This window comes from Marinobacter iranensis, from assembly GCF_029207565.1.
In the GTDB taxonomy this organism is placed as follows: domain Bacteria; phylum Pseudomonadota; class Gammaproteobacteria; order Pseudomonadales; family Oleiphilaceae; genus Marinobacter; species Marinobacter iranensis.
Window position 1 is genome coordinate 289980 of sequence record NZ_JANCMW010000001.1, and the last position, 25867, is coordinate 315846.

Annotated in this window: 25 protein-coding genes; 10 read left to right on the top strand and 15 right to left on the bottom strand. The window is 58.5% G+C overall.

The window, feature by feature from the left end; all coding sequences use genetic code 11:
* The first annotated feature begins 60 nt into the window (after positions 1 to 60).
* Positions 61 to 1404 (top strand): 30S ribosomal protein S12 methylthiotransferase RimO, encoded by a 1344-nt coding sequence (gene rimO / locus NLU14_RS01415; RefSeq protein ID WP_275704724.1) that lies wholly within the window; start codon positions 61 to 63, stop codon positions 1402 to 1404.
* A 304-nt stretch (positions 1405 to 1708) separates the two neighbouring features.
* Here rimO and gatB read toward each other — a convergent pair whose 3' ends face one another.
* Genes gatB through gatC form a run of 3 tightly spaced genes read right to left on the bottom strand, consistent with a single transcriptional unit; the run spans position 1709 to position 4986 of the window.
* Positions 1709 to 3175, bottom strand: coding sequence for an Asp-tRNA(Asn)/Glu-tRNA(Gln) amidotransferase subunit GatB (gene gatB / locus NLU14_RS01420; protein WP_275704725.1), 1467 nt, complete (start codon positions 3173 to 3175; stop codon positions 1709 to 1711).
* 5 nt (positions 3176 to 3180) lie between these two features.
* On the bottom strand, positions 3181 to 4638 hold the full coding sequence (gatA, locus tag NLU14_RS01425; protein ID WP_275704370.1) for an Asp-tRNA(Asn)/Glu-tRNA(Gln) amidotransferase subunit GatA: 1458 nt from the start codon (positions 4636 to 4638) through the stop codon (positions 3181 to 3183).
* A gap of 60 nt (positions 4639 to 4698) precedes the next feature.
* Positions 4699 to 4986: an Asp-tRNA(Asn)/Glu-tRNA(Gln) amidotransferase subunit GatC gene (gatC, locus tag NLU14_RS01430; protein ID WP_275704371.1), complete on the bottom strand. Its 288-nt coding sequence runs from the start codon at positions 4984 to 4986 to the stop codon at positions 4699 to 4701.
* A 378-nt stretch (positions 4987 to 5364) separates the two neighbouring features.
* Here gatC and NLU14_RS01435 point away from each other — a divergent pair, with 378 nt between their 5' ends.
* From NLU14_RS01435 to NLU14_RS01465, 7 genes are read left to right on the top strand one after another with little or no spacing between them, the layout of a single operon-like run.
* Positions 5365 to 6405, top strand: a complete 1041-nt coding sequence (locus NLU14_RS01435; protein WP_275704726.1) for a rod shape-determining protein — start codon at positions 5365 to 5367, stop codon at positions 6403 to 6405.
* Between the two features lie 54 nt (positions 6406 to 6459).
* On the top strand, positions 6460 to 7413 hold the full coding sequence (gene mreC, locus NLU14_RS01440; RefSeq protein ID WP_275704372.1) for a rod shape-determining protein MreC: 954 nt from the start codon (positions 6460 to 6462) through the stop codon (positions 7411 to 7413).
* A complete protein-coding gene (gene mreD / locus NLU14_RS01445; RefSeq protein WP_275704373.1) occupies positions 7413 to 7889 on the top strand; it encodes a rod shape-determining protein MreD in 477 nt (158 codons plus the stop codon). Before mreC ends, mreD begins: the two co-directional genes overlap by 1 nt.
* A gap of 48 nt (positions 7890 to 7937) precedes the next feature.
* Complete coding sequence (locus tag NLU14_RS01450; RefSeq protein ID WP_275704374.1) at positions 7938 to 8543, top strand: Maf family protein; 606 nt, start codon at positions 7938 to 7940, stop codon at positions 8541 to 8543.
* A complete protein-coding gene (gene rng / locus NLU14_RS01455) occupies positions 8536 to 10017 on the top strand; it encodes a ribonuclease G (RefSeq protein WP_275704375.1) in 1482 nt (493 codons plus the stop codon). Before NLU14_RS01450 ends, rng begins: the two co-directional genes overlap by 8 nt.
* A 46-nt stretch (positions 10018 to 10063) precedes the next feature.
* Positions 10064 to 13807 carry a YhdP family phospholipid transporter gene (locus NLU14_RS01460; RefSeq protein WP_275704376.1) on the top strand — a complete coding sequence of 1248 codons (3744 nt, stop codon included), beginning with the start codon at positions 10064 to 10066 and terminating at the stop codon, positions 13805 to 13807.
* Between the two features lie 23 nt (positions 13808 to 13830).
* Entirely contained in the window at positions 13831 to 14691 is an 861-nt protein-coding gene (locus NLU14_RS01465; protein WP_275704377.1) for a carbon-nitrogen hydrolase family protein, read from the top strand.
* On the opposite strand, the gene yjgA is transcribed toward NLU14_RS01465, so the two are convergent.
* The 12 genes from yjgA to NLU14_RS01525 all read right to left on the bottom strand — a co-directional run bounded on the left by yjgA (position 14688) and on the right by NLU14_RS01525 (position 24055).
* On the bottom strand, positions 14688 to 15218 hold the full coding sequence (yjgA, locus tag NLU14_RS01470; protein ID WP_275704378.1) for a ribosome biogenesis factor YjgA: 531 nt from the start codon (positions 15216 to 15218) through the stop codon (positions 14688 to 14690). The genes NLU14_RS01465 and yjgA overlap by 4 nt on opposite strands.
* A gap of 211 nt (positions 15219 to 15429) precedes the next feature.
* A complete protein-coding gene (mgtE, locus tag NLU14_RS01475; protein WP_275704379.1) occupies positions 15430 to 16791 on the bottom strand; it encodes a magnesium transporter in 1362 nt (453 codons plus the stop codon).
* 108 nt (positions 16792 to 16899) lie between these two features.
* Positions 16900 to 17169: an HPr family phosphocarrier protein gene (locus NLU14_RS01480; protein ID WP_275704380.1), complete on the bottom strand. Its 270-nt coding sequence runs from the start codon at positions 17167 to 17169 to the stop codon at positions 16900 to 16902.
* Between the two features lie 7 nt (positions 17170 to 17176).
* Positions 17177 to 18058 carry an RNase adapter RapZ gene (rapZ, locus tag NLU14_RS01485; protein ID WP_275704381.1) on the bottom strand — a complete coding sequence of 294 codons (882 nt, stop codon included), beginning with the start codon at positions 18056 to 18058 and terminating at the stop codon, positions 17177 to 17179.
* Between the two features lie 28 nt (positions 18059 to 18086).
* A complete protein-coding gene (gene ptsN, locus NLU14_RS01490) occupies positions 18087 to 18557 on the bottom strand; it encodes a PTS IIA-like nitrogen regulatory protein PtsN (RefSeq protein ID WP_275704382.1) in 471 nt (156 codons plus the stop codon).
* A 104-nt stretch (positions 18558 to 18661) separates the two neighbouring features.
* The gene (hpf, locus tag NLU14_RS01495; RefSeq protein ID WP_007155319.1) at positions 18662 to 18970 is read right to left on the bottom strand and encodes a ribosome hibernation promoting factor; all 309 of its coding nucleotides are present in this window, start codon (positions 18968 to 18970) and stop codon (positions 18662 to 18664) included.
* Positions 18971 to 18996: 26 nt separating this feature from the next.
* Positions 18997 to 20523 (bottom strand): RNA polymerase factor sigma-54, encoded by a 1527-nt coding sequence (locus NLU14_RS01500; protein WP_275704727.1) that lies wholly within the window; start codon positions 20521 to 20523, stop codon positions 18997 to 18999.
* 109 nt (positions 20524 to 20632) lie between these two features.
* Entirely contained in the window at positions 20633 to 21358 is a 726-nt protein-coding gene (lptB, locus tag NLU14_RS01505) for an LPS export ABC transporter ATP-binding protein (protein ID WP_275704383.1), read from the bottom strand.
* Positions 21336 to 21944: a lipopolysaccharide transport periplasmic protein LptA gene (gene lptA / locus NLU14_RS01510; RefSeq protein WP_275704384.1), complete on the bottom strand. Its 609-nt coding sequence runs from the start codon at positions 21942 to 21944 to the stop codon at positions 21336 to 21338. The genes lptB and lptA overlap by 23 nt, the downstream gene beginning before the upstream one ends.
* On the bottom strand, positions 21928 to 22518 hold the full coding sequence (gene lptC / locus NLU14_RS01515) for an LPS export ABC transporter periplasmic protein LptC (protein ID WP_275704385.1): 591 nt from the start codon (positions 22516 to 22518) through the stop codon (positions 21928 to 21930). The genes lptA and lptC overlap by 17 nt, the downstream gene beginning before the upstream one ends.
* Entirely contained in the window at positions 22518 to 23075 is a 558-nt protein-coding gene (locus NLU14_RS01520) for a KdsC family phosphatase (RefSeq protein ID WP_275704386.1), read from the bottom strand. Before NLU14_RS01520 ends, lptC begins: the two co-directional genes overlap by 1 nt.
* Entirely contained in the window at positions 23075 to 24055 is a 981-nt protein-coding gene (locus tag NLU14_RS01525; RefSeq protein WP_275704387.1) for a KpsF/GutQ family sugar-phosphate isomerase, read from the bottom strand. Before NLU14_RS01525 ends, NLU14_RS01520 begins: the two co-directional genes overlap by 1 nt.
* A gap of 205 nt (positions 24056 to 24260) precedes the next feature.
* Here NLU14_RS01525 and NLU14_RS01530 point away from each other — a divergent pair, with 205 nt between their 5' ends.
* Positions 24261 to 25076 carry an ATP-binding cassette domain-containing protein gene (locus tag NLU14_RS01530; protein WP_275704388.1) on the top strand — a complete coding sequence of 272 codons (816 nt, stop codon included), beginning with the start codon at positions 24261 to 24263 and terminating at the stop codon, positions 25074 to 25076.
* Positions 25073 to 25864: a lipid asymmetry maintenance ABC transporter permease subunit MlaE gene (mlaE, locus tag NLU14_RS01535; protein WP_275704389.1), complete on the top strand. Its 792-nt coding sequence runs from the start codon at positions 25073 to 25075 to the stop codon at positions 25862 to 25864. Before NLU14_RS01530 ends, mlaE begins: the two co-directional genes overlap by 4 nt.
* Positions 25865 to 25867 lie beyond the last annotated feature (3 nt).

A 25867-nucleotide genomic window follows, 5' to 3' on the forward strand; every position in this document is an offset into this window, starting at 1 on the left:
GTAAACTATCCACCGACATTCACCCTGAGCCAGTTAAGGCTCCGCGACTCCGTACAGGTTATGACAGACAAAATTTCCTCCGTTCACACAGGCAACGGAAAAGTGGGTTTTATCAGCCTTGGCTGCCCCAAGGCCCTGGTTGATTCAGAGCGCATCCTCACCCAGCTGCGGCTGGATGGTTATGACGTGGTGCCAACCTACAACGACGCCGACATAGTCGTGGTCAACACCTGCGGCTTCATCGACGCGGCCAAGCAGGAGTCCCTGGATGCCATTGGCGAAGCCATCAACGAAAACGGCAGGGTGATCGTCACCGGTTGCATGGGCGTTGAGGCCGAACGGATCCGCGCCACCCATCCTGGCGTACTTGCCGTTTCCGGCCCACACGCCTACGAGGAAGTGGTGGGTGCCGTGCACCAGTTTGTACCACCCAGCAAACAACACGATCCCTTCACCGATCTGGTTCCACCCCAGGGCATAAAACTGACGCCCCGGCACTACGCCTACCTGAAGATTTCCGAAGGCTGCAACCACCGCTGCACCTTCTGCATCATCCCATCCATGCGCGGCGACCTGGTCAGCCGTCCCATTGGTGATGTGATGGACGAAGCAAAGCGTCTGGTGGATGCCGGGGTCAAAGAGCTGCTGGTGATTTCCCAGGACACCTCCGCCTATGGTGTGGACACCAAATACCGTACCGGCTTCTGGCAGGGGCGCCCGCTGAAAACGAAAATGCAGTCATTGTGTGAGGCCTTGGGCGAGATGGGTGTCTGGGTGCGTTTGCATTACGTTTACCCTTATCCCCATGTGGACGACATCATCCCGCTGATGGCCGAGGGCAAGATCCTGCCGTACCTGGACATCCCGTTCCAACACGCCAGCCCGAAAGTGCTCAAGGCCATGAAACGCCCGGCCCACGACAGCAAAACCCTGGAGCGCATTCGCAAGTGGCGGGAGATTTGCCCGGAGCTGACCATTCGCTCCACCTTTATTGTCGGATTCCCCGGCGAGACCGAGGAGGATTTCCAGTACCTGCTGGACTGGCTGGATGAGGCGCAGTTGGATCGTGTCGGCGCTTTCAAGTACAGCCCGGTGGAAGGTGCCAGGGCCAACGAGCTGGAAGGCGCGGTTCCCGAGGAGGTAAAGGAAGAGCGCCTGGCCCGCTTCATGGAAAAACAGGCCCAGATCTCAGCGGCCCGCTTGCAGGCCAAGATTGGCCAGACTGTTGAGGTGCTGATCGATGAAGTCGACGAAGAAGGTGCCATCGGTCGTTCCAAGGCGGATGCCCCGGAGATTGACGGCATGGTTTACCTCAATGACGAGACCGATCTGGTTCCCGGGCAGATTGTCCGGGCCGTGGTTGAGCATGCGGATGAGCATGATTTGTGGGCTAGCCTGGTTTGATAGATCTTGAGCTGGTCTACTAGCCTGCTCGGGCTGGAGGTGACGCACGGCTGGCGGAACTCGAAGTCAGCGCCAAACGTAGGTTGGATTAGGCGAAGCCGTAATCCGACAAATGGGGTCGGCCGTTAATACGGTGTCGGATTACGCTTCGCTAATCCGACCTACGGTGAGGTGTTTACGGGGCGTTATCTCGGAGTTGATAGGCCTTGGTGGGAGAAGCCTCCCACCGAGGCCTCCCCCAAATCAAGCAGGCTAGGGTTGCAGCAAAAGGCACCCCCATAGCCTGTAGGAAAACGCTGAGAAATCAGCCTCCCAGTTTCTTCACCAGGATCTCATTAAACAGCTTGGGATTCCCCTGGCCCTTTGACGCCTTCATCAGCGGCCCCATAAACCCGCCGAGCATTTTCTTCTGCTTCTTGGGGTCGGACTCCTGCTGGTACTGGGCAACCTGGTCCGGCATCGACGCCAGAACATCGTCCACCATCTTCTCCAGTTCGCCGGTATCAGATACCTGCTTCAGACCCTTGGCATCGATGATGGCGTCCACATTGTCGTTTTCGCCGGTCCACAAGGCTTCGAACACCTTCTTGGCGCCGGCTGACGAGATAGTGTTATCGGCAATGCGAACCACCAGGTCACCCAATTGGGCGCCCGAAATCGGAGAGTCAGCCACAGACTTCTCCTCCGCATTCAGTCTTGCGGAGAACTCGCCCTGGACCCAGTTGGAGGCCAGTTTGGCATCCTTCCCGCGCTCGGCGACGGCTTCGAAAAACACGGCCAGTTTGGAATCGCTGGCCAGCAGGCTCGCGTCGTAGTCGTTCAGGCCGTACTGCTCCATGAACCTTGCCTTGCGGGCGTCCGGCAGTTCCGGGAGGCTGTTGCGGGCTTCGTCTATGAAGGCCTCGTCGATTTCCACCGGCAGCAGGTCCGGGCAGGGGAAGTAGCGATAGTCGTTGGCTTCCTCCTTGGTGCGCATGGAACGGGATTCGTCTCGGTCGCCGTTGTACAGGCGGGTTTCCTGCACAATGGTGCCGCCGTCTTCCAGGATATCCATCTGCCGCTCCACCTCGTGGGCGATGGCCTGTTCCATGAAACGGAAGGAGTTCAGGTTCTTGGTTTCGGTACGGGTGCCCAGGGTGTCCGCCCCCTTCGGTTTGAGCGAAATGTTCACATCAAAGCGCATGGAGCCCTGGGACATGTCGCCGTCACAGATGCCCAGTGAGGTCACGATGCCGTGGAGCTTCTTGGCAAAGGCGACGGCTTCGTCCGCATTGTTCATGTCCGGCTCGGTGACCACCTCGATCAGCGGCGTGCCCGCGCGGTTCAGATCGATACCCGTCATGCCGTGAAAGTCTTCGTGCAGGGACTTGCCGGCGTCCTCTTCCAGGTGGGCGTGATGGATGCGCACGCGCTTGGTTTCGCCGTTGGCCAGGTCAATATCCACATAGCCGGGGCCTACAATCGGCCGCTCAAGCTGAGTGGTCTGGTAGCCCTTGGGCAGATCCGGATAGAAGTAGTTCTTGCGCTCGAACACCGAGCGACGCTCAATCTCGGCGTTGACCGCCAGGCCAAACATCACCGCGTAACGGAACGCCTGCTCATTCGGCACAGGCAGTGTGCCCGGCATCGCCAGGTCAACGGCATTGGCCTGGGTGTTGGGCTCGGCACCGTAGGCGGTGCTGGAGCCGGAAAAGATCTTTGTCTGGGTGGCGAGCTGAACGTGAATTTCCAGCCCGATCACAATGTCCCACTGCATAGTCGTTCTCCTTATCGGGCTTATTGCGGTTCACGCTGGTGCCAGTCGGTCACCTGCTGGAATTGATGGGCGGCGTTCAGCAGCCGCGCTTCGGAGAAATAATCCCCGATAATCTGCAGGCCCACCGGCAGGCCGTCCACGAAACCGGCCGGCACCGACATGGCCGGAACCCCTGCCAGGTTGATGGCGATGGTAAACACATCTTCCAGGTACATGGTCACCGGGTCACTGGTCTTCTCGCCCTGGATGAACGCCGGGGAGGGCGTGGTCGGGCTCATCAGCACGTCCACTTCGCTGAAGGCATTGATAAAGTCCTGCTGGATCAGCCGGCGAACCTTCTGGGCCTTCAGGTAATAGGCATCGAAATAACCGGCGGACAGGGCGTAGGTACCCACCAGAATCCGGCGCTTTACCTCGGCACCAAAGCCTTCGGCCCGGGTGCGGGTGTACATGTCCAGCAAGTCTTTCGGGTCCTCGCAGCGATAGCCATAACGGGCGCCGTCAAACCGCGACAGGTTGGCGGAGGCCTCAGCCGGTGCAATCACGTAGTAGGCCGCTATGGCCAGGTCGGCGTGGGGCAGGGACACTTCCTTTACCGTGGCGCCCAGTTTCTCATACTCCCGGATAGCGCTACGAACCTGTTCCTCCATGGCCGCACTGAGATTGCCGGTAAAGTATTCCTTCGGCAGCCCGATACGCAGGCCTTTCAGCGGCTCGTTCAGTGTCGCGGTATAGTCCGGCACCTCCCGGTCAATGGACGTGGAATCCTTCGGGTCAAACCCGGCCATCACGTTCAGCATCAACGCGTTATCCTCTGCGCTCCGGGCAATGGTGCCGCCCTGGTCCAGGCTGGAGGCAAAGGCAATCATCCCGTAGCGGGACACCCGACCATAGGTGGGCTTTAGCCCGGTGACGCCACACAGAGCCGCCGGCTGGCGGATGGAACCGCCGGTATCCGTTGCCGTCGCCGCCGGCACCAGCCGCGCCGCAACCGCCGCCGCCGAACCACCGGAAGAACCACCCGGAACCCGCTTCTCGCCCTTGCTCAGGCCCCAGGGATTGGTGGTCGCGCCAAAATAACTGGACTCGGTGGACGACCCCATGGCGAATTCATCCATGTTGGTCTTGCCGAGACACACTGCGCCGGCCTTGCGGAAATTCGCCGTGACCGTGGCATCATAAGGCGGCACAAAATTCGCCAGCATCTTCGACCCACAGGTGGTCGCCACGCCATTGGTGCAGAAAATGTCCTTATGGGCAAACGGCACACCGGTCCACGGTGTGGCCCTGCCAGCCGCCCGTTGCTCGTCTGCCGCATGGGCATCCGCCAGGGCCTGCTCTTCGGTGATGGAAATAAAACTGTTGAGCTGCTCGTCTTCCTTCTTGAGGCGGCCCAGGAACTCCCGGGTCAGCTCCACACTGGAAATCTTGCCGCTTTCCAGTTCGCGGGAAAGCTCTGCTACGGATTTGTTATGCATGATGAATCCTGAAATCGCTGTTCGTCAGATCACTCAATACCCTTTATTCAATCACTCGGGTTATTCAATCACTCGGGGCACCAGATAAAGGCCATTCTCGGTAGCCGGCGCAATCGCCTGGAAAGCCTCCCGCTGATCGGTCTCCGTCACCTCATCCGGGCGCAGGCGCTGGACGGCATCCAACGGATGGGCCATGGGCGCCACCGAATCCGTATCCGCCGCGCTCAACTGGTCCACCAGATCCAGAATATTGCCCAGATCCTTCTCCAGCGCCGAAACCTGCTCCTCGTCCACCCGAATGCGGGCGAGCACAGCGACTTTCTCAATGTCCTTGCGGGAAATGGTCACATTGCCTCCCAGGTTCAATTGTGTGAAATGTCTTTAATAATATGGTTCGTGTCAGTGAAGGCCGCACAGGTTTCCGGGGGCGTTCGGGGGAAGCTTTCCAAAACTGTGCGGAGCCATGGATGGCGTAGCCCAAGCGCCACACGGACGTGCTCGAGCGTGTTTTGGAAAGCTTCCCCCGAATGGCCCTCCACCAAGGCCAGAAAAATAAAAGCGCTATGGTAACAGATTCAAACAATCGCGGGAGGGGCCAAAACAAAGGGGGAAAGCGTGAATGGCGCCTCGGGAGCCCCGATGGTGCCTTGCCTGCAGGGGTGCTCACTGCTAAAGTTGCCGCATCATTTCTGCGACTGCAACTCTCAGGTTGAAACTACACGAATGTTGATCAAAAGACTCCGAGGTTTATTTTCCAGCGACCTGTCCATCGACCTGGGCACCGCCAACACCCTTATTTACGTGCGCGAACGCGGTATCGTACTGAACGAGCCCTCTGTAGTAGCCATACGCACGAGTGGCTCCCAGAAAATGGTCGCAGCCGTTGGCGCCGAGGCCAAACGCATGCTGGGCCGTACACCGGGCAACATCACCGCCATCCGCCCGATGAAAGACGGCGTGATTGCCGATTTTGTCGTCACCGAAAAAATGCTCCAGCACTTTATACACAAGGTGCACGAGAACAGCTTCATTACTCCCAGCCCCCGCGTACTCGTCTGCGTGCCGAGCAAATCCACCCAGGTGGAACGCAAGGCCATTCGTGAGTCCGCCATGGGTGCCGGTGCAAGGGAAGTGTTCCTCATCGAAGAACCCATGGCTGCCGCTATCGGCGCCGGCCTGCCGGTCGAGGAAGCCAGCGGCTCCATGATCGTGGACATCGGCGGCGGTACCACCGAAATTGCCATCATCTCCCTGAACGGCATTGTCTATGCGGAATCCGTCCGTACCGGTGGTGACAAGTTCGACGAAGCCATCGTCACCTACGTGCGCCGGAACTACGGCAGCCTGATTGGCGATTCCACGGCTGAGCGCATCAAGCACGAAATTGGCTGTGCTTACGAAGGCCTGGACATCCGTGAAATCGACGTTCGCGGCCGCAACCTGGCCGAGGGCGTGCCCCGTGCCTTTACCCTGAACAGCGAGGAAATCCTCGATGCCCTTCAGGAATCCCTGGCCCAGATTGTCCAGACCGTTAAAAGCGCCCTGGAACAGTCTCCGCCGGAACTGGCGTCGGACATCGCCGAGCGTGGCATTGTACTGACCGGCGGTGGTGCACTGTTGCGAGGGCTGGACAAACTGATCAGCGAAGAAACCGGGTTGCCGGTGATTATTGCCGAAGACCCGCTGACCTGTGTCGCCCGTGGTGGCGGCAAGGCGCTGGAAGTGATTGACCGTGGCGGAATCGGAATGTTCTCCCAGGAGGGCTGACCTTGACCCCGGCTTTACGCCCCGACATTGGCTTGACCCGGCCGCCGCTCGTGAATGATCACGGCGGCGGTTGTCGTATGGCTCCCTGCAGAGATTGCGGGAGGGTACGCCATTAAAACCATCTTTGTTCAGGGCCCCGTTCCCGGCTTCAGGCTGTTGCTGGTTATTGTGCTGTCGGCGGTACTGATCGTGGCGGATGCCCGTTTCGATAAGCTGACCCCCGTGCGTAGTGCCATCGGCACCGGCCTGGCCCCCGTCCATTGGTTCGGGAATGCGCCCTCCGAGTTCAGTGACTGGGTCGCCAGCCTGTTTACCTCCAAGGAAGATCTCCAGGAAGAAAACGAAGCACTGCGTGCCCGCCTGCTGATACTGGAACGCCGTGCCCTCAAGTACGCCGCCCTGGCGTCGGAGAATAACGAACTACGAAAACTGATGAATTCCTCCGAAGTACTGGATGACAGGGTCATCGTTGGCGAAGTCGTGGCCGTTTCCCCCGATCCGTTTTCCCACGAAGTGGTTATTAACAAGGGCAGCCGTGACGGTGTTGAAGTCGGCCAGGCCATCCTGGATGCCAACGGCTTGATGGGCCAGGTCCAGCAGACCAGCAGCTTTACCTCCAGGGTATTGCTGGTGTCGGACAGCAGCCATGCGGTGCCGGTGGAAGTGGTTCGCAATGGCTTGCGGGCAATCCTTCTGGGAAACGGTGACACCAGCGCGCTGGAACTCGTCCATGTGCCCGATACCGCTGACATCCGCGAAGGGGACCTGTTGGTAAGCTCCGGTCTTGGTGGTCGTTTCCCCAAGGGCTACCCGGTGGCGGAAGTGGACCAGATTACCAAGGAGCCGGGGGAACCGTTTGTGAAAATCCGCGCTACGCCCATGGCGGAGCTGAACCGGAGCCGACTGGTGCTGGTGGTGTTTTCCCCGGAACAGGACGCCACCGATGAAGCCCGGAGCGATGCCGATGCTGCTGAACCTGCATCGTCAGAACAGAGCGAGGTGCGCTGATGCTGTCGGTGATCAGTTATCCCGTTTTTGCCCTGAGTATTGTGTTTTCACTGGTGCTCAGCAGTTCCCTGTTCCCGGTGGGCTGGTTTGAGTTCAGGCCGGAATGGCTGGGGCTGATGGTATTTTACTGGACGTTCCGGGCCCCGGCCCAGTTCGGTATCCTCCTGGCCTGGTGTCTGGGCCTGTTGCTGGATGTGCTGGAAGCCACGCCGCTGGGCGTTAATGCCCTGGCGATGGGCGTGATTGCATTTCTGGTGCTGACCATTCACCAGCGCCTGCGAATGTACCCATTACCACAGCAGTGCCTGATGGTCTTCCTGTTGCTGGGTATCAACCAGATGCTGGTGCATTTTATCAAGCAGACCCTGGGGGCCGGCGACTCGGGCTTCAGCTATCTGTGGCCGGCACTGACCAGCGCCATCGTCTGGCCTGTCCTGTGTGTGTTGCTGGATAACCTGAACCGTAAGCTGGGCTAGGATTCGGACCTTTTCAGGGGCTGGTATCATTTTGGGTAGGAGAGTTTCATGCAGTCTATCGTTCTTGCCTCGGCCTCCCCGCGAAGAGCCGAACTGTTAACACAGATCGGTCTGTCGTTCCTGGTTCGCCCGGCGGATATCGATGAAACCCCCGCCAGCGATGAATCAGCAGAGCATTATGTCGAGCGCCTGGCACGGGAGAAAGCCCTCGCAGGGAGTGCTTTCGGGCCCGGTAGCCTGGTGATTGGTGCGGATACGTCGGTGGTGCTCAATGGCCGGATTCTGGGCAAACCTGCCAATGCCGACGATGCGACGTGTATGCTGGAGGAATTGTCGGGACAAACCCACCAGGTGCTGACGGCTGTGGCCATCGCCTGCAAGGGCTCCTGTGAATCCTGCCTGGTGGCGACCGATGTTCGCTTCCGAGAACTGTCAGCCCCGGAAATAGAGGCTTACGTGGCAACCGGAGAACCCATGGACAAGGCCGGAGGCTATGGTATCCAGGGGCGGGGTGGTATTTTTGTGGAGGAACTCCGTGGCAGTTACAGCGCCGTTGTCGGCCTGCCCCTGCAGGAAATAGCAACATTACTGGCCGGTGCCGGATACCCGGTGTGGGAAACCTGGAACAGCAGGCAGGAGAGCCGCAATGAGTGAAGAAATACTGATCAATGTGACTCCGGTGGAAACCCGGGTGGCGCTCGTGGAGAATGGTATGCTCCAGGAGGCCTACATTGAGCGTACCAGTCGCAAGGGAATTGTCGGCAATATCTATAAAGGCAAAGTGGTTCGCGTACTACCGGGCATGGAGGCGGCGTTTGTGGACATCGGCCTGGAACGGGCCGCGTTTATCCATGCGTCGGATGTGGTCACCAGTCAACAATTGGCGGGCGAGGCGCCCGAAACGCCAAAAGCCGTCCCGGATATCCGCACTCTGCTCCGCGAAGGTCAGTCTCTGGTGGTGCAGGTCACCAAGGATCCCATCGGTACAAAAGGCGCGCGACTGACAACGCAGCTTTCTATCCCATCGCGGTACCTGGTATTCATGCCTGGCGTCAGCCACGTTGGTATTTCCCAGCGAATTGAGGATGAAAACGAGCGTGCCCGGCTGAAAAATCTGGTGGAAGAAGGAGCGGCAGCCGAACCGGACATCTCTGGTGGTTATATTATTCGCACGGCCGCGGAGGCTGCGTCCGAAGACGACCTGATTGGCGATATGACCTACCTTCACCGCCTGAACCAGTCGATTCAGGAGCGCATAGGCCGCAGTGAGGCACCTTCCGTGGTGTATCAGGATCTGCCGCTGTTTATCCGCACCATACGGGACCTGATTCGCCCCCAGACCGAAAAGGTCCGCATCGACAGCCGCGAAAGTCACCAGCGGGTGATGGAGTTTGTCGAAGAGTTCGTGACCGAATTTTCCGACAAGGTCGAGTATTACCCCGGTGAACGGCCGATCTTTGATCTCTACTCAGTTGAAGATGAAATCCAGAAAGCGCTCAGCCGCAAGGTGCAGCTTAAATCCGGCGGCTACGTGATCATCGACCAGACCGAGGCGATGACCACCATTGATATCAATACCGGCGCCTTCGTTGGCCATCGTAACCTTGAGGAAACCATCTTCAAGACCAACCTTGAGGCGGCGCGTGCTATCAGCCGTCAGTTGAGGCTACGGAATCTCGGTGGCATTATCATCATCGATTTCATTGATATGGAAGATTCCGAGCATCAGCGCCAGGTGCATCGCATGCTGGAAAAAATGCTGGAGCGGGATCACGCCAAAACCAAGATTACCGGCGTATCGGAACTTGGGCTGGTGGAAATGACGCGCAAGCGCACCACCGAAAGCCTTGGCCAGATTCTCTGCGAGCCCTGCCCGATCTGCGATGGTCGCGGCTTCCTTAAAACCAGCGAAACGGTCTGCTACGAAGTGTTTCGCGAAATCCTGCGAGTCAACCGTGCCTACGACGCTGAAAGCTACCTGGTGATGGCTTCCCAGAGTGTGGTAGACCGCTTGCTGGATGAAGAGTCCGACAACGTAGCCGACCTTGAGACCTTTATCAGCAAGACCATCCGCTTCCAGGTTGAGCCCTTCTACAGTCAGGAGCAATATGATGTGGTACTGCTGTAACGTCAGCCTGGTGGGTATCGGTGGTTAGGCAGGGCGATTTCACCTGATGGCATCCAGTGTGGCTGATCAAACACCAAAACATCTGTTTGTGCGACTGTTATCAGGCGTTGCCAGCCTGATCTGGTGGCTGTTGCTGATCGTCATTGTCTTGCTGGCGCTCTATGCCGGGGTGGGGCGGCAGGTCACCCAGAATATCAACGACTATCGTGCCCGGATCGAGCAACGGCTATCGTCTGAACTCGGCCAGCCCGTCACCATTGGCGCCCTCTCATCCAGTTGGAACTGGCTGGACCCTACCATTGTAGCCCGCGACATCGTGGTGCTGTCGGAAGAAGACAGTGGGGATGTTGCCGGTTCGTTGCAGAGTGTTCGGGTAGGACTTGATTTTCTCGCATCGCTGATGCGTTTTCGTATTGTGTTTGCGGACTTCGAGGCGAACGGGCTTGAACTGACCATCAACCAGACACCAAGAGGAGAAGTGACTGTTGAGGGCGTTGATATCCCCGACCCGGTAGCGAACGACCTGGAACTCTGGCTGGATATCGCCGGGAAATGGCTTTCAGACCCTTTCGTGAAGATTACCCGCCTGGATCTTGGCATACGGGACAACAATGGCCAGTTACGACATGTGGAGATCCCCCAGTTGGACCTGGTCTACCGGCGGGGGCTCTTCCATGCCTCAGGCCGTGCCATGCGCCCGGGTACTACAGAACAGTTGGCCAGCTTCGGGCTGGTTGGCCGGCACTTTTTCCGCGGTGATTTTACCGGCCAGGTCTATGCCGATATCAATTCCGGCCGTTTGTTTGACGGGCTCGCTGAAGAGTACACCTGGCGGAATATACGGGCCGAGGGGTTTGATCTCGGTGGCCAGGTCTGGATGACCTTCCGGGACGGCCGCATGGAACAGGTCAGCGGTAACGTGGAAACACCTTATCTTCAGCTCGGTGTTGGCAATGAATCCCTGGCACCCATTGAAGATATCAGGGCGAGATTTGGTTGGCGCCGGCATGATGACATGGGGGAAGCTGGCCCGGAGGCGCCAGTGCAACCCTGGTACACCACCGGAGAGTTCCATCTCCAGGAGCTGGAGTGGACATGGAACGGCGATCAGGTGTCGCCGTTCAGTATCCGGTTCAGCCACCGTGAGGACGGCCCCAGGCTGATTGCCGACGAGCTCCCACTGCAACCTCTGCGCCGGCTGATTACAAGCATCGGCCTGTTGCCAGACAGGGCTGCAAGGGCCCTGGAAAATTATCGCCCCACCGGCCAGCTTGATCAGATGGTACTTAACCTTCCGCCCGGCGATAGTGGAAATTTTGAACTTGCTGCCGAGTTGAACAACGTTGGAGTCAGGGCCTACGGCGGTGCGCCGGGAGTGTCTGGCTTCGGCGGCACGTTGACCATTGACAACGACGGCGGCTTCGTAGAGGCACGCAGCAATAAAGTAACCCTGGGGTTCCCCGATCTGTTCCGTGGTTCCTGGGATTTCCGTAACCTAAAGGCTGGTGTGGCCTGGCGTTTTGAGGGGGAGATAACCCGGGTCTTCGCGAATGATATCCGCATGACCTATGGCGACAATACCCAACTGAACGGCGCGTTCGACCTGAGGATGGATCGGGATGGCGAGGATAACCTTGGGCTGAAAGTGGGCGTGCGTGACGGCAAGGCCAGCATGCTCGCGGACTTTGTGCCAGTGAAGGTTGTTGACCCGGGCCTCTACGACTGGCTGACAACGGCGATCACCGAAGCGGACATCACCAGTGGTGAGTACTACGGTCATGGCCAGATCAACCGCGACGCGCCAGAAGGGTCTTTTGTGTCCTCAATGGTTTACCGGTTCCAGGATGCAACGGTGCGCTATGACGAGCGATGGCCGGAAGTCACTGACGCCAGTGGGGAGGTTCACGTACAGAACGGCCATACCCGGGTTGATCTGGCCTCGGGGCGCACTGGTGGGCTTGAGCTCGAGCCGGGCGAGGTGAGGGTTGAACCGCAGGGTGAAGACATTATGGTGTATGTCGACGCCTCGGCGCCGGTTCCCGGTGACAGGCTGGATTATTGGATGAACAATAGCCCCCTGGGCGAACTGGCTGGAGAGGCTGGTCGCAATATCACGCTGGAGGGTGACTTCCACCTGGATCTTGGCCTTGGCCTGCACCTGGTTTCCGATACGCCACCGGATATCAACGCAACTGTCAGGGCCGACTCCGGCACCCTGGGTTATCCAGCGGCCGACCTTCAGTGGACCCAGTTGAACGGAGAGTTGAGTTTCAGTAGCGAGGAGGGTTTCTCCAATGGTCCCCTGCGAGCCCGGTTTATAGGCTCACCGGTGACGGTATTGCTGCGCAGAGGGGAAGAGGGTCAATCGCTCAATATCCGTCAATCCGGCCGCCTCGGAATTCGTGAACTCCTTGGAAAAACCGCGCTGCCGGAGGGTACGGACCTGGGACTCAGTGGTGAGATTGGCTACCAGGCAACCCTCAACGTATCTCCAGACACAGCCTCCGCAGTTACACTCTATTCGGACCTTTCAGGGCTTGAGGTTGACTGGCCGGAGCCTTTGGCCAAAAAGGCTGCGGACGAAACGCCGCTGGAGGTGACGGTAACCCCCCGGCAAGACACTGGTGTCGATATGTCGGTCGACTGGCAGGAACGTCTCAACCTGGATCTGACCTGGCAGCCGGGAATGGTGGATCTGACCCTGAACGAGATGCTCCTTGGTGATCACCAACTGACCAATATTACAGCTTCTGCGCGGCAAGGTGATGGCGAGTGGTTGGTGACGACAGAGTCTGAATGGGCGTCAGGGCGTGTCGTCTGGCCTGCGGACGAACAACGGCCCGTCAGCGTTGAGCTGGAACGCCTGAAGTTGTCCAGGGGAGATGATGCGGCAGAGGCCACGCCTCCGTCACAGGATCCCGAACAGCCGGTCCATGCGTTGCGGGAACTGGAAATGGATAGCTGGCCGGATATTGATGTCCGGATCGCGAATCTCAATCTGGGTGGTGATGAAGCAGGTACATGGTCCTTCAAACTGAGGCCGGGAGCCACCCGGCTACAGGTACAGGACATTGTCGGAACCCTGAAATCGCTGACCCTGAATGGAGAGCTGACCTGGCGCATTGCCGCCGGGGGCGAAACCACCCGATTTGCTGGCAATATTAACGGCGAGTCCCTGGCGGATCTGGGAACCCTGTTTGGCACTGAGATTCCCTTTCGCAGCAAAAGTACAGCGATTGAGCTCGATATCGATTGGCCCGGACGCCCGGATGAGTTTGACGTGTCGGGCCTGAGTGGCTCAGTCAGTGTGCGCTTTGACGATGGCGTTATTCTCGAGGGCAACAACACCGCACAGTTATTTCGGGTATTCAACCTGCTCAACGCCGATACTCTCTGGCGCCGCCTGAAACTGGATTTCTCGGACCTGTACGAGGCTGGCGTTGCCTTCGATGCCATTTCCGGCAAGGCCAGCATGATCAACGGCCTGCTGACGCTGGATCCGGAACTGCAGGTGGTTGGCCCTTCCGGAGCCTTCAAGCTGACAGGCACCTCCAACATGATTGAGGAAACCCTCGACATGAGGATGGTGGTGGTGCTGCCGCTGACCCAGAACCTGCCCCTGGCCGCTTTACTGATGGGGGCGGGTGCCCCGATTGGCGGTGCGCTTTTTGTCCTCGATAAAGTGTTGGGTGACCCATTGAGTAAACTGACCAGTGCAACCTATAGTGTAACTGGGAGCTGGGACGAACCGGATGTTCGGCTCAGGCGGGTATTTGATACCGGCCAGTAACGATTTTACCCGGAGGTCATTGAATGTCAGCGCAAGCACATCAGGCAGTGAACAGGCAGGCTAGCAGGGTTGCGGCAATTCAGATGGTAAGCACCCACGATATCGCCACTAACCTCAGGGAAGCCGGCCGTTTGCTTGCAGAGGCGGCAGCATCCGGAGCCAGCATGGCGGTGTTGCCAGAAAATTTCGCCGTTCTGGCAACCAGGCAGATGATTGGTTGTGGCCGTCGCGAGGCCGAGCCTGACAACCTAATACGTCGTTTTCTGGCTGAGCAATCTGCCGAACTGGGTATCTGGATTGTCGGCGGTTCGCTACCAATTGCCTCACGACCGGACGGCTCCACCGTGACAGATCGTGTCAGGGCCTGTTGTCTTGTCTATAACAGTCAGGGTGAGGAAGTGGCCCGCTATGACAAGATTCATTTGTTTGACGCCATGGTTGAGGACGCACAGGGCCAATACCGGGAATCGGACACCTTCGAACCCGGAGAGGATGTGGTTGTGATTGACACGCCTGCCGGCCGGCTCGGATTGGCTATCTGCTACGATCTTCGCTTCCCTGAATTGTTCCGTAAATTGCGGGAGCAGGATGCCGAATGGGTATCACTGCCCAGTGCATTTACATGGAACACCGGCGATGCCCATTGGCATGCGCTATTGCGGGCCAGGGCTATTGAGAATCAGTTCTGGATAGTGGCAGCGGGGCAGGGCGGTCAGAACAGTGAGCGCCGCCATACTTACGGCCACAGTATGATCGTGGATCCCTGGGGACGCGTGTTATCGGAGATCGGTGAGGGGCCGGGAGTGGTCACCTCAGAGCTGGATCCGGAGCGGCTCCGCGATATCCGCACCCGGATGCCCGTCTGGGAACACCGGAGACTCTAGTTGCCGGCGGATTCCGCATCGTCGATGCATTCCCTCAGATAACGGAACAGCTTTCTTGGCTGGCCGGTATTCTTTTCGTTCTGCACGTCCCTGCGGGCGTTGCGGGCGAGATTGCGCAGATGCTGGATATCGGCTGTCGCGCAGTAATCCAGAAACTCGCCCACGGCTGAATCGCCTTCTTCAATCATCCGGTCGCGCCAGCGCTCCGCCAGGTGATGGCGGCGTGTATGCTCTTCACTTCCGGCATCGAACGCGTCAATGGCCCGGGTCAGGCCCTCCGGATCATCCTCCTGGCGGATAATCTTGCCGATGTACTGCAGGTGACGGCGGCGGGCCTCGTTCTGGCGAATGCGGCGGGACTCCTCGATGGCCGCCCGCAGGGTATCGCTGATGGGCAGGGTATTGAGCTGGTCGTTGCTCAGGTCGAGCATGCGCTTGCCGAGGTCCTGCAGCTGGTGCATTTCCCGCTTGAGCTGGGATTTGCTGGGGCCCAGGTATTCCGGGGAGTCGTCTTGAGTGTCGTTCATGAAGTGCCTGTTTTGTCGGATTACGCTTCGCTAATCCGACCTACATTAAGTTAAGTGTCCCGCCCGTAGGTCGGATTAGCGACGCGTAATCCGACACCAGGACATCGATTAAGCCCCGTAGGTCGGATTAGCCGAAGGCGTAATCCGACACCGGGACATCGATAAGGCCTCGTAGGTCCGGATTAGCCGAAGGCGTAATCCGACGCCCCTGTCAGCCATAAAATATCGTAGCCAGGCCGAGAAACGCCATAAACCCGACCACATCGGTTACGGTGGTCAGTATAACGCTACCAGCCAGCGCCGGATCAATGTTGCGGGATTTCAGGAACAGGGGCAACACGGTGCCCACCAGCGCAGCGGCAATCAGGTTGATGATCAGCGCTGCCGCAATAATGGCGCCAATCATGATGTCCTTGAACCAGAGAGTTGCTGCGGAGGCAACCACCACGGCCCAGAGCAATCCGTTGAGGGCGCCGGCAATAAATTCACGGTTCAGCAGCCAGCCCACGTTGGCACCGCTGATTTGTCCCACGGCCATGCCGCGGATGACCAGAGTCAGGGTCTGGCTGCCGGCGATGCCGCCCATAGAGGCCACAATAGGCATCAATACGGCCAGTGCCACCACTTTCTCGATGGTGGCTTCAAACAGGCCAATCACGGCAGAGGCGGTAAAGGCGGTGAGCAGGTTAATGCCCAGCCACACAGCCCTGCGCCGGGTGGTCTTGAAAATGGGCGCGAAGGTATCCTCGTCCTCGTCAAGGCCGGCCATGCTCATGAGGGAGTGGTCGGCGTCCTCACGGATAACGTCAACCACGTCATCGATGGTGATACGGCCGAGAAGCTTGCCCTCTTCGCTGACCACCGGTGCGGAGATAAGGTCGTAGCGCTCGAACAGGGTTGCTACCTTGGTGTCAGACAGCGTAACCGGTATCGGCTCGATGTCCGTGTCCATCACTTCCCGCACCGTGGCGGCCGGGTTTGACACAAGCATCTTGGTGATTGGCAACATGCCGATGAATTCGTCGCGCCGGCTCACCACAATCAGGCTGTCCGTCATCGGGGGCAGGTTACGATGTCGGCGCAGGTAGCGCAGAACCACGTCGATGCTGATGTCCGGGCGCACCGTGATGGTGTCCGTGTTCATCAGGCCGCCGGCGGTGTCTTCCGGGTAGGAAAGGACTTCCTCTACACGCTGGCGGTCCTGCTCGTCCATGGTGTCCAGGACTTCCTGAATCACCGTATCCGGCAGCTGTTGCAGTAAGTCGGCCAGGTCGTCCGACTCGAAATCCTCGATGATATCGGCGAGTTCCTGGGCGTTCAGCTGGCTCAGGAAGTAGCCGCGAATATCATCGTTGAGGTACTGGAGGACTTCGCCTTCCAGCTGTTTATCGACCAGATTCCACAACAGCGCCCGCTGGCGGGGTGGTGATGATTCCAGCAGGTGGGCGATATCGCTGGGGCTCAGGCCGCCATTGAGAATGCGGGCAACCTGTTTCAGGGCGCCACTGTCAAGCGCTTCGCTCAGCGAGCGAAGGCGTTGGCGAGCCTGGCTTTTCTCCAGAATATCGGTCATGGATCACCCACAGTCAGAAAACCCCCGTATTATAGCGGAGTTAGGTGGCACAGGTGAGAAAGAGTTGTAGGTGAATGCCGTAGACAAGCTCTCGTTCTGCGCTGGCTGCTATTCGCCTTCCCCGAAGTAATCGTTGATCAGCGCTACCAGCCCGTCGATAGCCTCGGATTCGTCCGGCCCGTCCACAATCAACTCCACCTCTGTGCCCTGGCTGGCGGCCAGCATCATCACCGGCATGATGCTTTTGGCGTCCACCTGGCGCCCGTTACGACTGATCTGGACGCTGCTCTCGAATTCGGAGGCCTTTGCAACCAGTTTGGCGGCTGCCCGGGCATGGAGCCCGAGTTTGTTGATGATGGTAATGGGGCGGCGAATCATAAACGGTTCAGCTTTCCCGGCTCTGCAGGTGGGGCAGTTCGGTGTGGCGAACCTGCACATTACTGTATTTGCCCGAGAAATATCGGCCCAACTGATCACACATGTAAACCGAGCGATGCTGGCCGCCGGTGCAGCCGATGGAAATGGTCATGTAGCTGCGATTACTGTCTGCAAACGAAGGCAGCCAGCTTTCCAGGAACCGGGTCAGGTCTTCCACCATTTTCCGGCTCAGGGGCTCCTTCTCCAGAAAATCGATGACGGGCTGATCGGTTCCCACGAATTGCCGGAGGCTGGTATCCCAGTACGGATTGGGCAGGCAACGCACATCAAACACATAGTCGGAATCCAGCGGGACCCCATGCTTGAAGCCGAATGACTGGAACAGCAACGCCAGTTCCTGGTCGCGCCTGCCCGCCACACGCTGTTTCACCATGTCCCTCAGCTCGTACATGGACAGGCCAGTGGTGTCGATGTAGAGGTCCGCCAGTTTGGAAAGGGGTTCCAGTAACTTTTTCTCGTTACCGATAGCCTCGCGCAGTGAGGTCTTGTCGTCACTCAGCGGATGCTTGCGTCGCGTGGCGTGGAATCGCTGCAAAAGGGATTGTTCATCGGCGTCAAGATAGATGATCTCGATGGTCACACCGGTGTCCTGCAGGCTGCGGTAAATGTCCTCGAAATTGCTGAGTTCGCCGGAGAGGTTGCGAGCGTCAATGCTGACCGCCATCTTGCGCAGACGGCCAGGCGAGTTCTGGCTGGTTGCTTCCTGTGTGAGGGGGAACAGCAGGCCGATGGGCAGGTTATCGATGCAATAATAGCCCAGGTCTTCCAGCACATGCAGCGCCGTACTTTTCCCGGAACCTGATCGGCCGCTGACGATGATCAGTTTCATAGCCCGTTAACCTCGGATGTGGAGTTGTTCAGCTCGCCTTGGCTGTCATCCGGCGATAGAGAGAGTCTGCATCGGTGCATTGACGCAACTGATCGCAGAATGCGCGCTCGTTAAACTTCTCGGCAAGCTGGCTCAAAAGCTCAAGATGTTCGCTGGTTGCCTCTTTGGGGACAATGAGTGTGAACACAAGATCCACCGGCTGGTTGTCGATGGCGTCAAACGCAACACCTTCGTCCAGAGTCAGCAATACACCCACAACGTGATCCAGCCCTTCCAGACGGCAGTGGGGGATAGCGATTCCCTGTCCGATTCCAGTGCTCCCCAGCCGCTCCCGGGCAACCAGGTTGTTGAAAATCTGGGTATCGCTGAGCGCCGTGTCGTGTTGCTGGATCTGCTCGGCAATGGTTTCCATAACCCGCTTTTTACTGGAAGCAGGCACCCGGCAAAGGGTCAGCTCCGGCGCGAGAATGTTCTCGATAGTCAGGGATGTGTCGGTCATGAATCGACTGCAGTTCCGTAAAAAAAGGCTGCGGCACTCTTTAGCCAGTTAGGCTGGTTAGCAGTGCCGCAGCTCGATTAACTGTCATGCAGGGAGGTGGTGTCCTAGCGGGCGCCGTTCCCATGCATCCGGTCTACGTTCTTTTCCTTGTGCTTCAGGATCTGCCTGTCCAGCTTGTCTACCAATGCATCAATGGCAGCGTACATATCGCTGTTTTCGGCCTTTGCGTGAATCTCACCACCTATCACGTGAAGCGTAGCTTCCGCCATCTGGCGCACTTTTTCCACCTCAAGGGTAACCTGGCAATTGCTGATATGGTCAAAGTGCCGCTCAAGCTTTTCAAATTTTCCGGATACATAATCCTTCAGTGCGGGAGTCAGTTCTACGTGATGGCCTGAAATATTGAGTTGCATAGGCGTCTCCTGTTTTTCGGATGTTTCTAGACCAGTCGCTTCCTCTCGTTAGAGGGAGGAACGTGCATTGCCTCACGGTACTTGGCCACGGTTCGTCTCGCCACCTTGATACCCTGTTCTCCTAGCATGGCTGCAATTTTGCTATCGCTCAATGGCTTTTTCGGAGTTTCCGTTGCAATCAGCTTCTTGATCATGGCGCGGATTGCAGTGGAGGAGCACTCCCCACCCTCGTCGGTACTGACATGGCTTGAGAAAAAATACTTAAGCTCGAATATGCCCCGGGGCGTATGCATGTACTTTTGGGTGGTCACCCGGGAAATGGTCGACTCGTGCATCTCCACAGCCTGGGCAATGTCCGAAAGGATCAGTGGCTTCATGTATTCCTCGCCATGGTCCAGGAATCCTTGCTGATGCTCGACAATACGCGTGGCCACCTTGAGCAGGGTTTCGTTGCGGCTTTGCAGGCTCTTGATGAACCACTTCGCCTCCTGCAGTTGATCCCGCAGGTAGGTATTGTCGGCACTGCTATCCGCACGCTTTATAAGAGAAGCATAGCTCGCATTGACGCGAATGCGCGGTGCAATTTCAGGATTCAGTTCCACTCGCCAGCGCTCATTGTGCTTGCGAACGATCACATCAGGGATCACGTAGTCCGGTTCGGCCTGGTCCAGCGTGTCGCCGGGGCGCGGGTTCAGCCCGGTAATCAGAGCCAGTACATCCCGCAGCTGATCTTCCTTAAGGCGGCTGCGGCGCAGTAGCTGGGCGTAATCCCGGTTGCCGAGCAGATTTATATAATGGGTGATCACCAGCCGCGCCTGGGCCAGCCAGGGCGTGTCGGGGGGCAGCTGGTTCAACTGGATCAGCAGGCACTCCTGCAGGTTCCGGGCAAAAACACCGGGCGGATCGAAGTGTTGCAGGCGATGCAGTACTGCTTCCACCTCATCCAGTTCCAGGGGGTCTTCATCGGACTCCTCAACCATCCCTGAATGGATTTCCTCGAGCGGGGAGGTCAGGTAGCCATGGTTATCAACCGCATCCAGCAGGGCATGGGCAATGGCCTGGTCCCGCTCGCTCATGGGCGTCAGGTTCAGTTGCCATTCCAGGTGGTCCTGTAGGGTTTCCGTGGGGGAGTTGCGGGTTTCGAAGTCGTTGTCGTTTTCGTCGTCGTTGCGGGCAGCGGAAGCGGGAGCGGACTGGTAGATGTCGTCCCAGGCTGTGTCCACGGGCAGGTCATCGGGGATGGTGTCCGGGCTGTCGGTTTCCGACGACCAGTCCGGTCCGTTTTCAGATTCATCCCAATCCGGTGAGGATTCAGAAGCGGTGTTGGCCTCTTCGGCTGACGCCGTTTCCGCAGCCTCGTTTTCACTGTCCGTCGATTCCGGATTCTGGTTGTCGTCGTCTTCCGAGGTTTCCAGCATCGGGTTGGATTCCAGTGCCTGCTGGATTTCTTGCTGGAGGTCCAGAGTGGAGAGCTGTAGAAGCCTGATAGCCTGTTGCAGCTGGGGCGTCATGGTCAGGCTTTGACCCAGCTTTAACTGTAATGAGGCTTTCATAACCATGGTTCAGGATCCGTCACTCGGTCTCTCTCGGGAGTTGGGGTTGCACAAAAAGTCTTTGTATGCTGGCTACTTGCCGTGCCAAGCAAGTTCTTTGCCGAGTGTACTACAGGCGAAACTCATTGCCCAGATACACTTCCTTGACCTGCTGGTTGGCCAGTATATCGTCCGAGTTTCCAGAGGCAATGATGTGACCGCCGCTGACAATGTAGGCGTTCTCACAGATATCGAGGGTTTCCCGCACGTTGTGGTCGGTGATCAGCACGCCTATGCCCTTGTCCCGCAGGTGGCGGATAATCTGCTTGATATCGCTCACCGAAATCGGGTCGACCCCGGCAAAAGGCTCATCCAGCAGGATAAAGGCGGGTTCCATCGCCAGTGCCCGGGCGATTTCCACCCGCCGGCGCTCACCACCAGACAGCGCCATGCCGACACTGTCACGGATGTGGGTGATGTGGAACTCTGCCAGTAGCTCTTCAAGTTTGGCGTCCCGGTCGCCGCGCTTGAGTTCGCGGCGGGTCTCCAGGATGGCCATGATGTTGTCACGCACCGTCAGTTTGCGGAACACCGAGGCTTCCTGGGGCAGGTAACCGATGCCTTTGCGGGCCCGGCCATGCATGGGCAGGGGTGTGATGTCCTGATTGTCGATGGTGATGCGGCCATTGTCAGCGGGCACCAGGCCAACAATCATGTAGAAGCAGGTGGTTTTGCCGGCGCCATTGGGGCCCAGCAGCCCGACAATCTCGCCGCTGCGGATTTCCAGCGAAACATCGATGACGACTTTCTTCTGCTTGTAGCTTTTTGCCAGGTTACTGGCCCTGAGAACTGCCATCGGTATCCTGTCTGTCGGAGTTGTTGTCTGGGTTGCTGCGTGGCTGTATCACCATTTCGACGCGGCCGCTGCCTTCACCCTGGTCGGCGGAGCCTTCAGCGGTGACGACGCGTTCGGCGCTGTCGTAGTGGATAACGTCGCCCCGGAACAGGTTGCCGCCCTGTTCGATCACGGCCTCGCGCTCGAAAGTGACCCGATTGTCGGACGCAGACCAGGTAATACTCAGGGCGCGGGCATCGGTTTCCCCCTGGCCTTCCATGGCCGGTTGCCGATAGCGGGCCGGGGTGCCGGTGGCTTCAATACGGCTGACACCATTTTCGTCTCGATAAAGCACAACCTTGTCGGCCATCAGATTGGCGTCACCCTGGGTCATTTTCACGGACCCGGTGTAGGTTGCTATGCCCTGGCCATCATCAAGCCTGGCGCTGTCGGCATTGACCCGGATAGGCTCGTCCGACTCCAGATCAAACCCGGTGGCGGGCGAAGTGCCCAATACCAGGAAAAGCACCGCTATTGCCGGAAGCGCCGCAACGGGCCGACGGCACCTGCTCTCGGGGCGGGAGATGAATTTATTTGCCAGGCTCATAGCGTCCTTCCACTTGCGAGTCGAGTTGAAGAATTCGGTCATCAATCCAGGCCTTCATGCCGGTTGCGCGGGTCATGCTGAACGCGTCGGTCAGTTCAACCGGTGCCTCTGTATAAACCGTACGCTCTGAGTTATCCAGTGTCAGCACCGACGTGGTCAGCACCAGTGGGCGACCGTCTTCCGATTCCCGGGTTATCCGTACATCACCTGTCAGATGGACAAGGTTCTCATCCTCGAGGAACCGACCCTCGTTGGCCTGGACGTGCCAGGGTGCGGTACCGGATTCACCATAGAGTGTGGCCATGGGCGATTCCATAAGGGTTAGGCTGCGGGCGTCAAACTGTTCAATTCGCGGGCTCTGGAAGCGGGTTGTGAGCCGCCCGGTTTCGTTGAAGGAGAGATAACGGCCGTTGACGACGAAGCCGTCTGGTTCGGATTCTCCTCTTAACGCCGCTGCATCCACTGGCTCCGATCGTTCGTCACTTTGCCAGAGCAGGAAAAACAGTGCCACTATCGTGCCAGCCAGCGCCAGGGTCCGGAACCAGGGCCGGGTATGGAAGGCGGCGCTGGCCATCAGTCCTGCTCCAGGTAGGGTTGCAGGCTGGCGTTGAGTTGTCCGCAGGCACACAGCAGCAACTCGCAGGCTTCCCGGACGGCGCCGCTGCCGCCGGCCGCCGTGGTACAGAAATCCGCATGCTGACGCACCAGCCAGTAGCCATTGGGCACGGTAATGCCCAGCCCGGCGTAGCGAATAGCGGGCAGGTCCGGCAGGTCGTCGCCCATGTAGGCAATCTGGTGCGGGGTGATGTTCAGTTGCCCCACCAGTTCCCTCAGGGCAACCTTCTTGTCTTCGCGACCCTGCATCAAGTGCGGGATGCCCAGGTCATTCATGCGCTTTTCTGTCAGTGGCGATCGGCGCCCGGTAATGACGGCGACCTCAATGCCGGCCGCCATGACCTGTTTGATGCCCAGGCCGTCGAGGATATTGAAGCCTTTCATTTCATCGCCCGAGGCACTGAACAGCAGCGTGCCGTCCGTCATGATGCCGTCGACATCCAGTGCCAGCAGGCGCACCACAGCGGCTTTCTCAATCAGGTCCGCCGGCCATTGTGGCCGCAGATTCTCTGCCATCAGATCACTCCTGCCCGCAACAGGTCATGCATGTTGATGGCGCCGGTGAGCTTGCCGTCCCGGTCAATGACCGGCAGGGCATTGATCTTCAACTCTTCCATCATATTCAGGGCTTCCGCCGCCAGCTGGTCATCGTGGATAACCCGCCCGTTGCGTGTCATCACCTCGGCGATAGGAGTGTTGTGTATGTCAACGGAGCGGTCCAGGGTGCGACGAAGGTCACCGTCCGTGAACACGCCGACCAGGTCGCCGTTGGCATTGATCACGGTGGTCATGCCCAGGCCCTTGCGGGAGATTTCCAGCAGGGCGCCGCTGAGGGTGACGTCCTCCTGAACGCGGGGAATCCGGTCTCCTGTGTGCATAATGTCGGTCACACGCAGCAGCAGTCTGCGGCCCAGGCTGCCACCGGGGTGTGAAAGCGCAAAGTCTTCGGTACTGAAGCCGCGGGCTTCAAGCAGTGCAACGGCCAGGGCATCTCCCATTACCAGGGTGGCCGTGGTGCTGGAGGTGGGGGCCAGCCCGAGGGGGCAGGCCTCCAGCGCAACACTGATATCCAGGTTGGCAACGGCTTCCCGCGCCAGGATGGAGTTCTCGTTGCCAGTCATACTGATCAACGGGGCCCCCATGCGCTTGATCAGCGGCAGAATGGTCAGCACTTCGCTGGTGTTGCCGCTGTTGGAGATGCCCAGTACCACATCCTGGCTGGTGATCATGCCCAGGTCGCCGTGGCTGGCTTCGCCCGGGTGTACAAAGAACGAGGGTGTGCCGGTGCTGGCCAGGGTGGCGGCAATCTTGTTGCCGATATGGCCTGACTTGCCCATACCGGTCACCACAACGCGGCCCTTGCAGGCCATGATAACTTCGCAGGCCCGGACAAACCGGTCATCGATCCTGTCAGTCAGCGCGTGAATGGCTTCGCGCTCGATCTCGATGGCCCGCAGGGCGGATTCTCTGAACTTATGACTCGTCTCGGTGTTCATCTGGCTTCCGGGTCCGAAATGTTAATGCTTTTCATCGTGGCGAGAGTATATCACTTCAATGGCTTTGGCTGCCCTTCCTGACAAGACGTTCAGTAAAACTGATCATTGACATCAGTTCATTTTGTAAAGGATGGATTGAGGTTCACGGCAGGTTGGCATAATGTAGCGCACTCATTAAAGGCCGGGCGGTTTATTGGAAGCAGGTATGGACGCATCCCCCTACATCGAATTGAGAGACGTGGTTTTCACCCGCGGAAACCGCCGTATTTTTGATGGGGTGAGCCTGGACATTCCCCGTGGCAGGATTACGGCCATCATGGGGCCGAGCGGCACCGGCAAGACTACGTTGCTGCGGCTGATCGGTGGCCAGTTGAAACCGGACTCCGGCACCATAACCGTAGCCGGCGAGAATGTGCCGCAGCTCAGGCGCAAGGCCCTCTATCGCCTGCGGGAGAAAATGGGGATGTTGTTCCAGAGTGGCGCCCTGTTTACCGATCTCAGCGTGTTCGAGAACGTGGCGTTTCCACTGCGGGTCCATACCGCTTTGCCGGAAGACATGATCCGGGACATCGTTCTGATGAAACTGGAAGCGGTTGGCCTGCGGGGTGCCCGTGACCTGATGCCCGCGGAGCTCTCCGGCGGCATGACCCGGCGGGTGGCCCTGGCCCGCAGTATTGCACTGGACCCGGAACTGATCATGTACGACGAGCCCTTCGCTGGCCAGGACCCGATTGCCATGGGTGTGCTGGTCAAGTTGATCCGGGACCTCAACAGCTCCATGGGATTGACCAGTGTGCTCGTCTCCCACGACGTGCCGGAATCCCTCAGCATCTGCCACTACGCCTGCATCGTGGCGGACGGTCAAATTATTGGTGACGGTACTCCGGAGGAGCTGAGGGCGCATCCCTCGGATCGGGTCCAGCAGTTCCTGCGTGGCCATCCCGATGGCCCGGTACCGTTCCATTACCCGGCGGCGGAAGCGGGGCAGGACTGGGGTTTGTCTGGGAGGGAGCGCCGATGAACTGGCTGGCTGAAAGGCTGGCGGCATTTGGCCGCTCAGGGCTTGATGTTATTGCGTCGCTGGGGCGCTCCGGGCGTTTCCTGGCTGGTGCCCTGGGCGGCGTGCCAAAACCCTCTGTGGGCTTTCCACTGCTGCTGAAGCAACTGTACTCGGTTGGTGTGTTGTCCCTGGCCATTATCGTGGTCTCAGGCCTGTTTATAGGCATGGTGCTGGGGCTGCAGGGCTACACTATTCTCAGCGATTACGGTTCTGAAGCTGCCATCGGCCAGATGATTGCATTGACCCTGGTGCGTGAGCTGGGGCCCGTGGTGACCGCCTTGTTATTTGCCGGCCGGGCCGGTTCAGCGCTGACCGCTGAAATAGGGCTGATGAAAACCACCGAACAGCTCTCCAGCATGGAGATGATGGGCGTTGATCCGCTTCGCCGGGTCATTGCTCCCAGGCTCTGGGCCGGCTTTATTTCCGTGCCCATACTGGCGGCGGTTTTTTCGGTGGTGGGTATCTGGGGTGGCATGCTGGTGGGCGTTGAATGGCTCGGCGTCTTCGAAGGTTCGTTCTGGGGCAACATGCAGTCATCGGTCAGCTTTGCCAGTGACGTGATGAATGGCGTGATCAAGAGCATCGTCTTCGGGTTTGTCTGTACCTGGATTGCGGTCTACCAGGGTTATGACTGTGTGCCCACCTCGGCCGGCATCAGTTCTGCGACCACCAAAACGGTGGTGTATTCGTCGCTGGCCGTGCTCGGGCTGGATTTTGTGCTCACCGCCGTCATGTTTGGTGATTTCTGATCG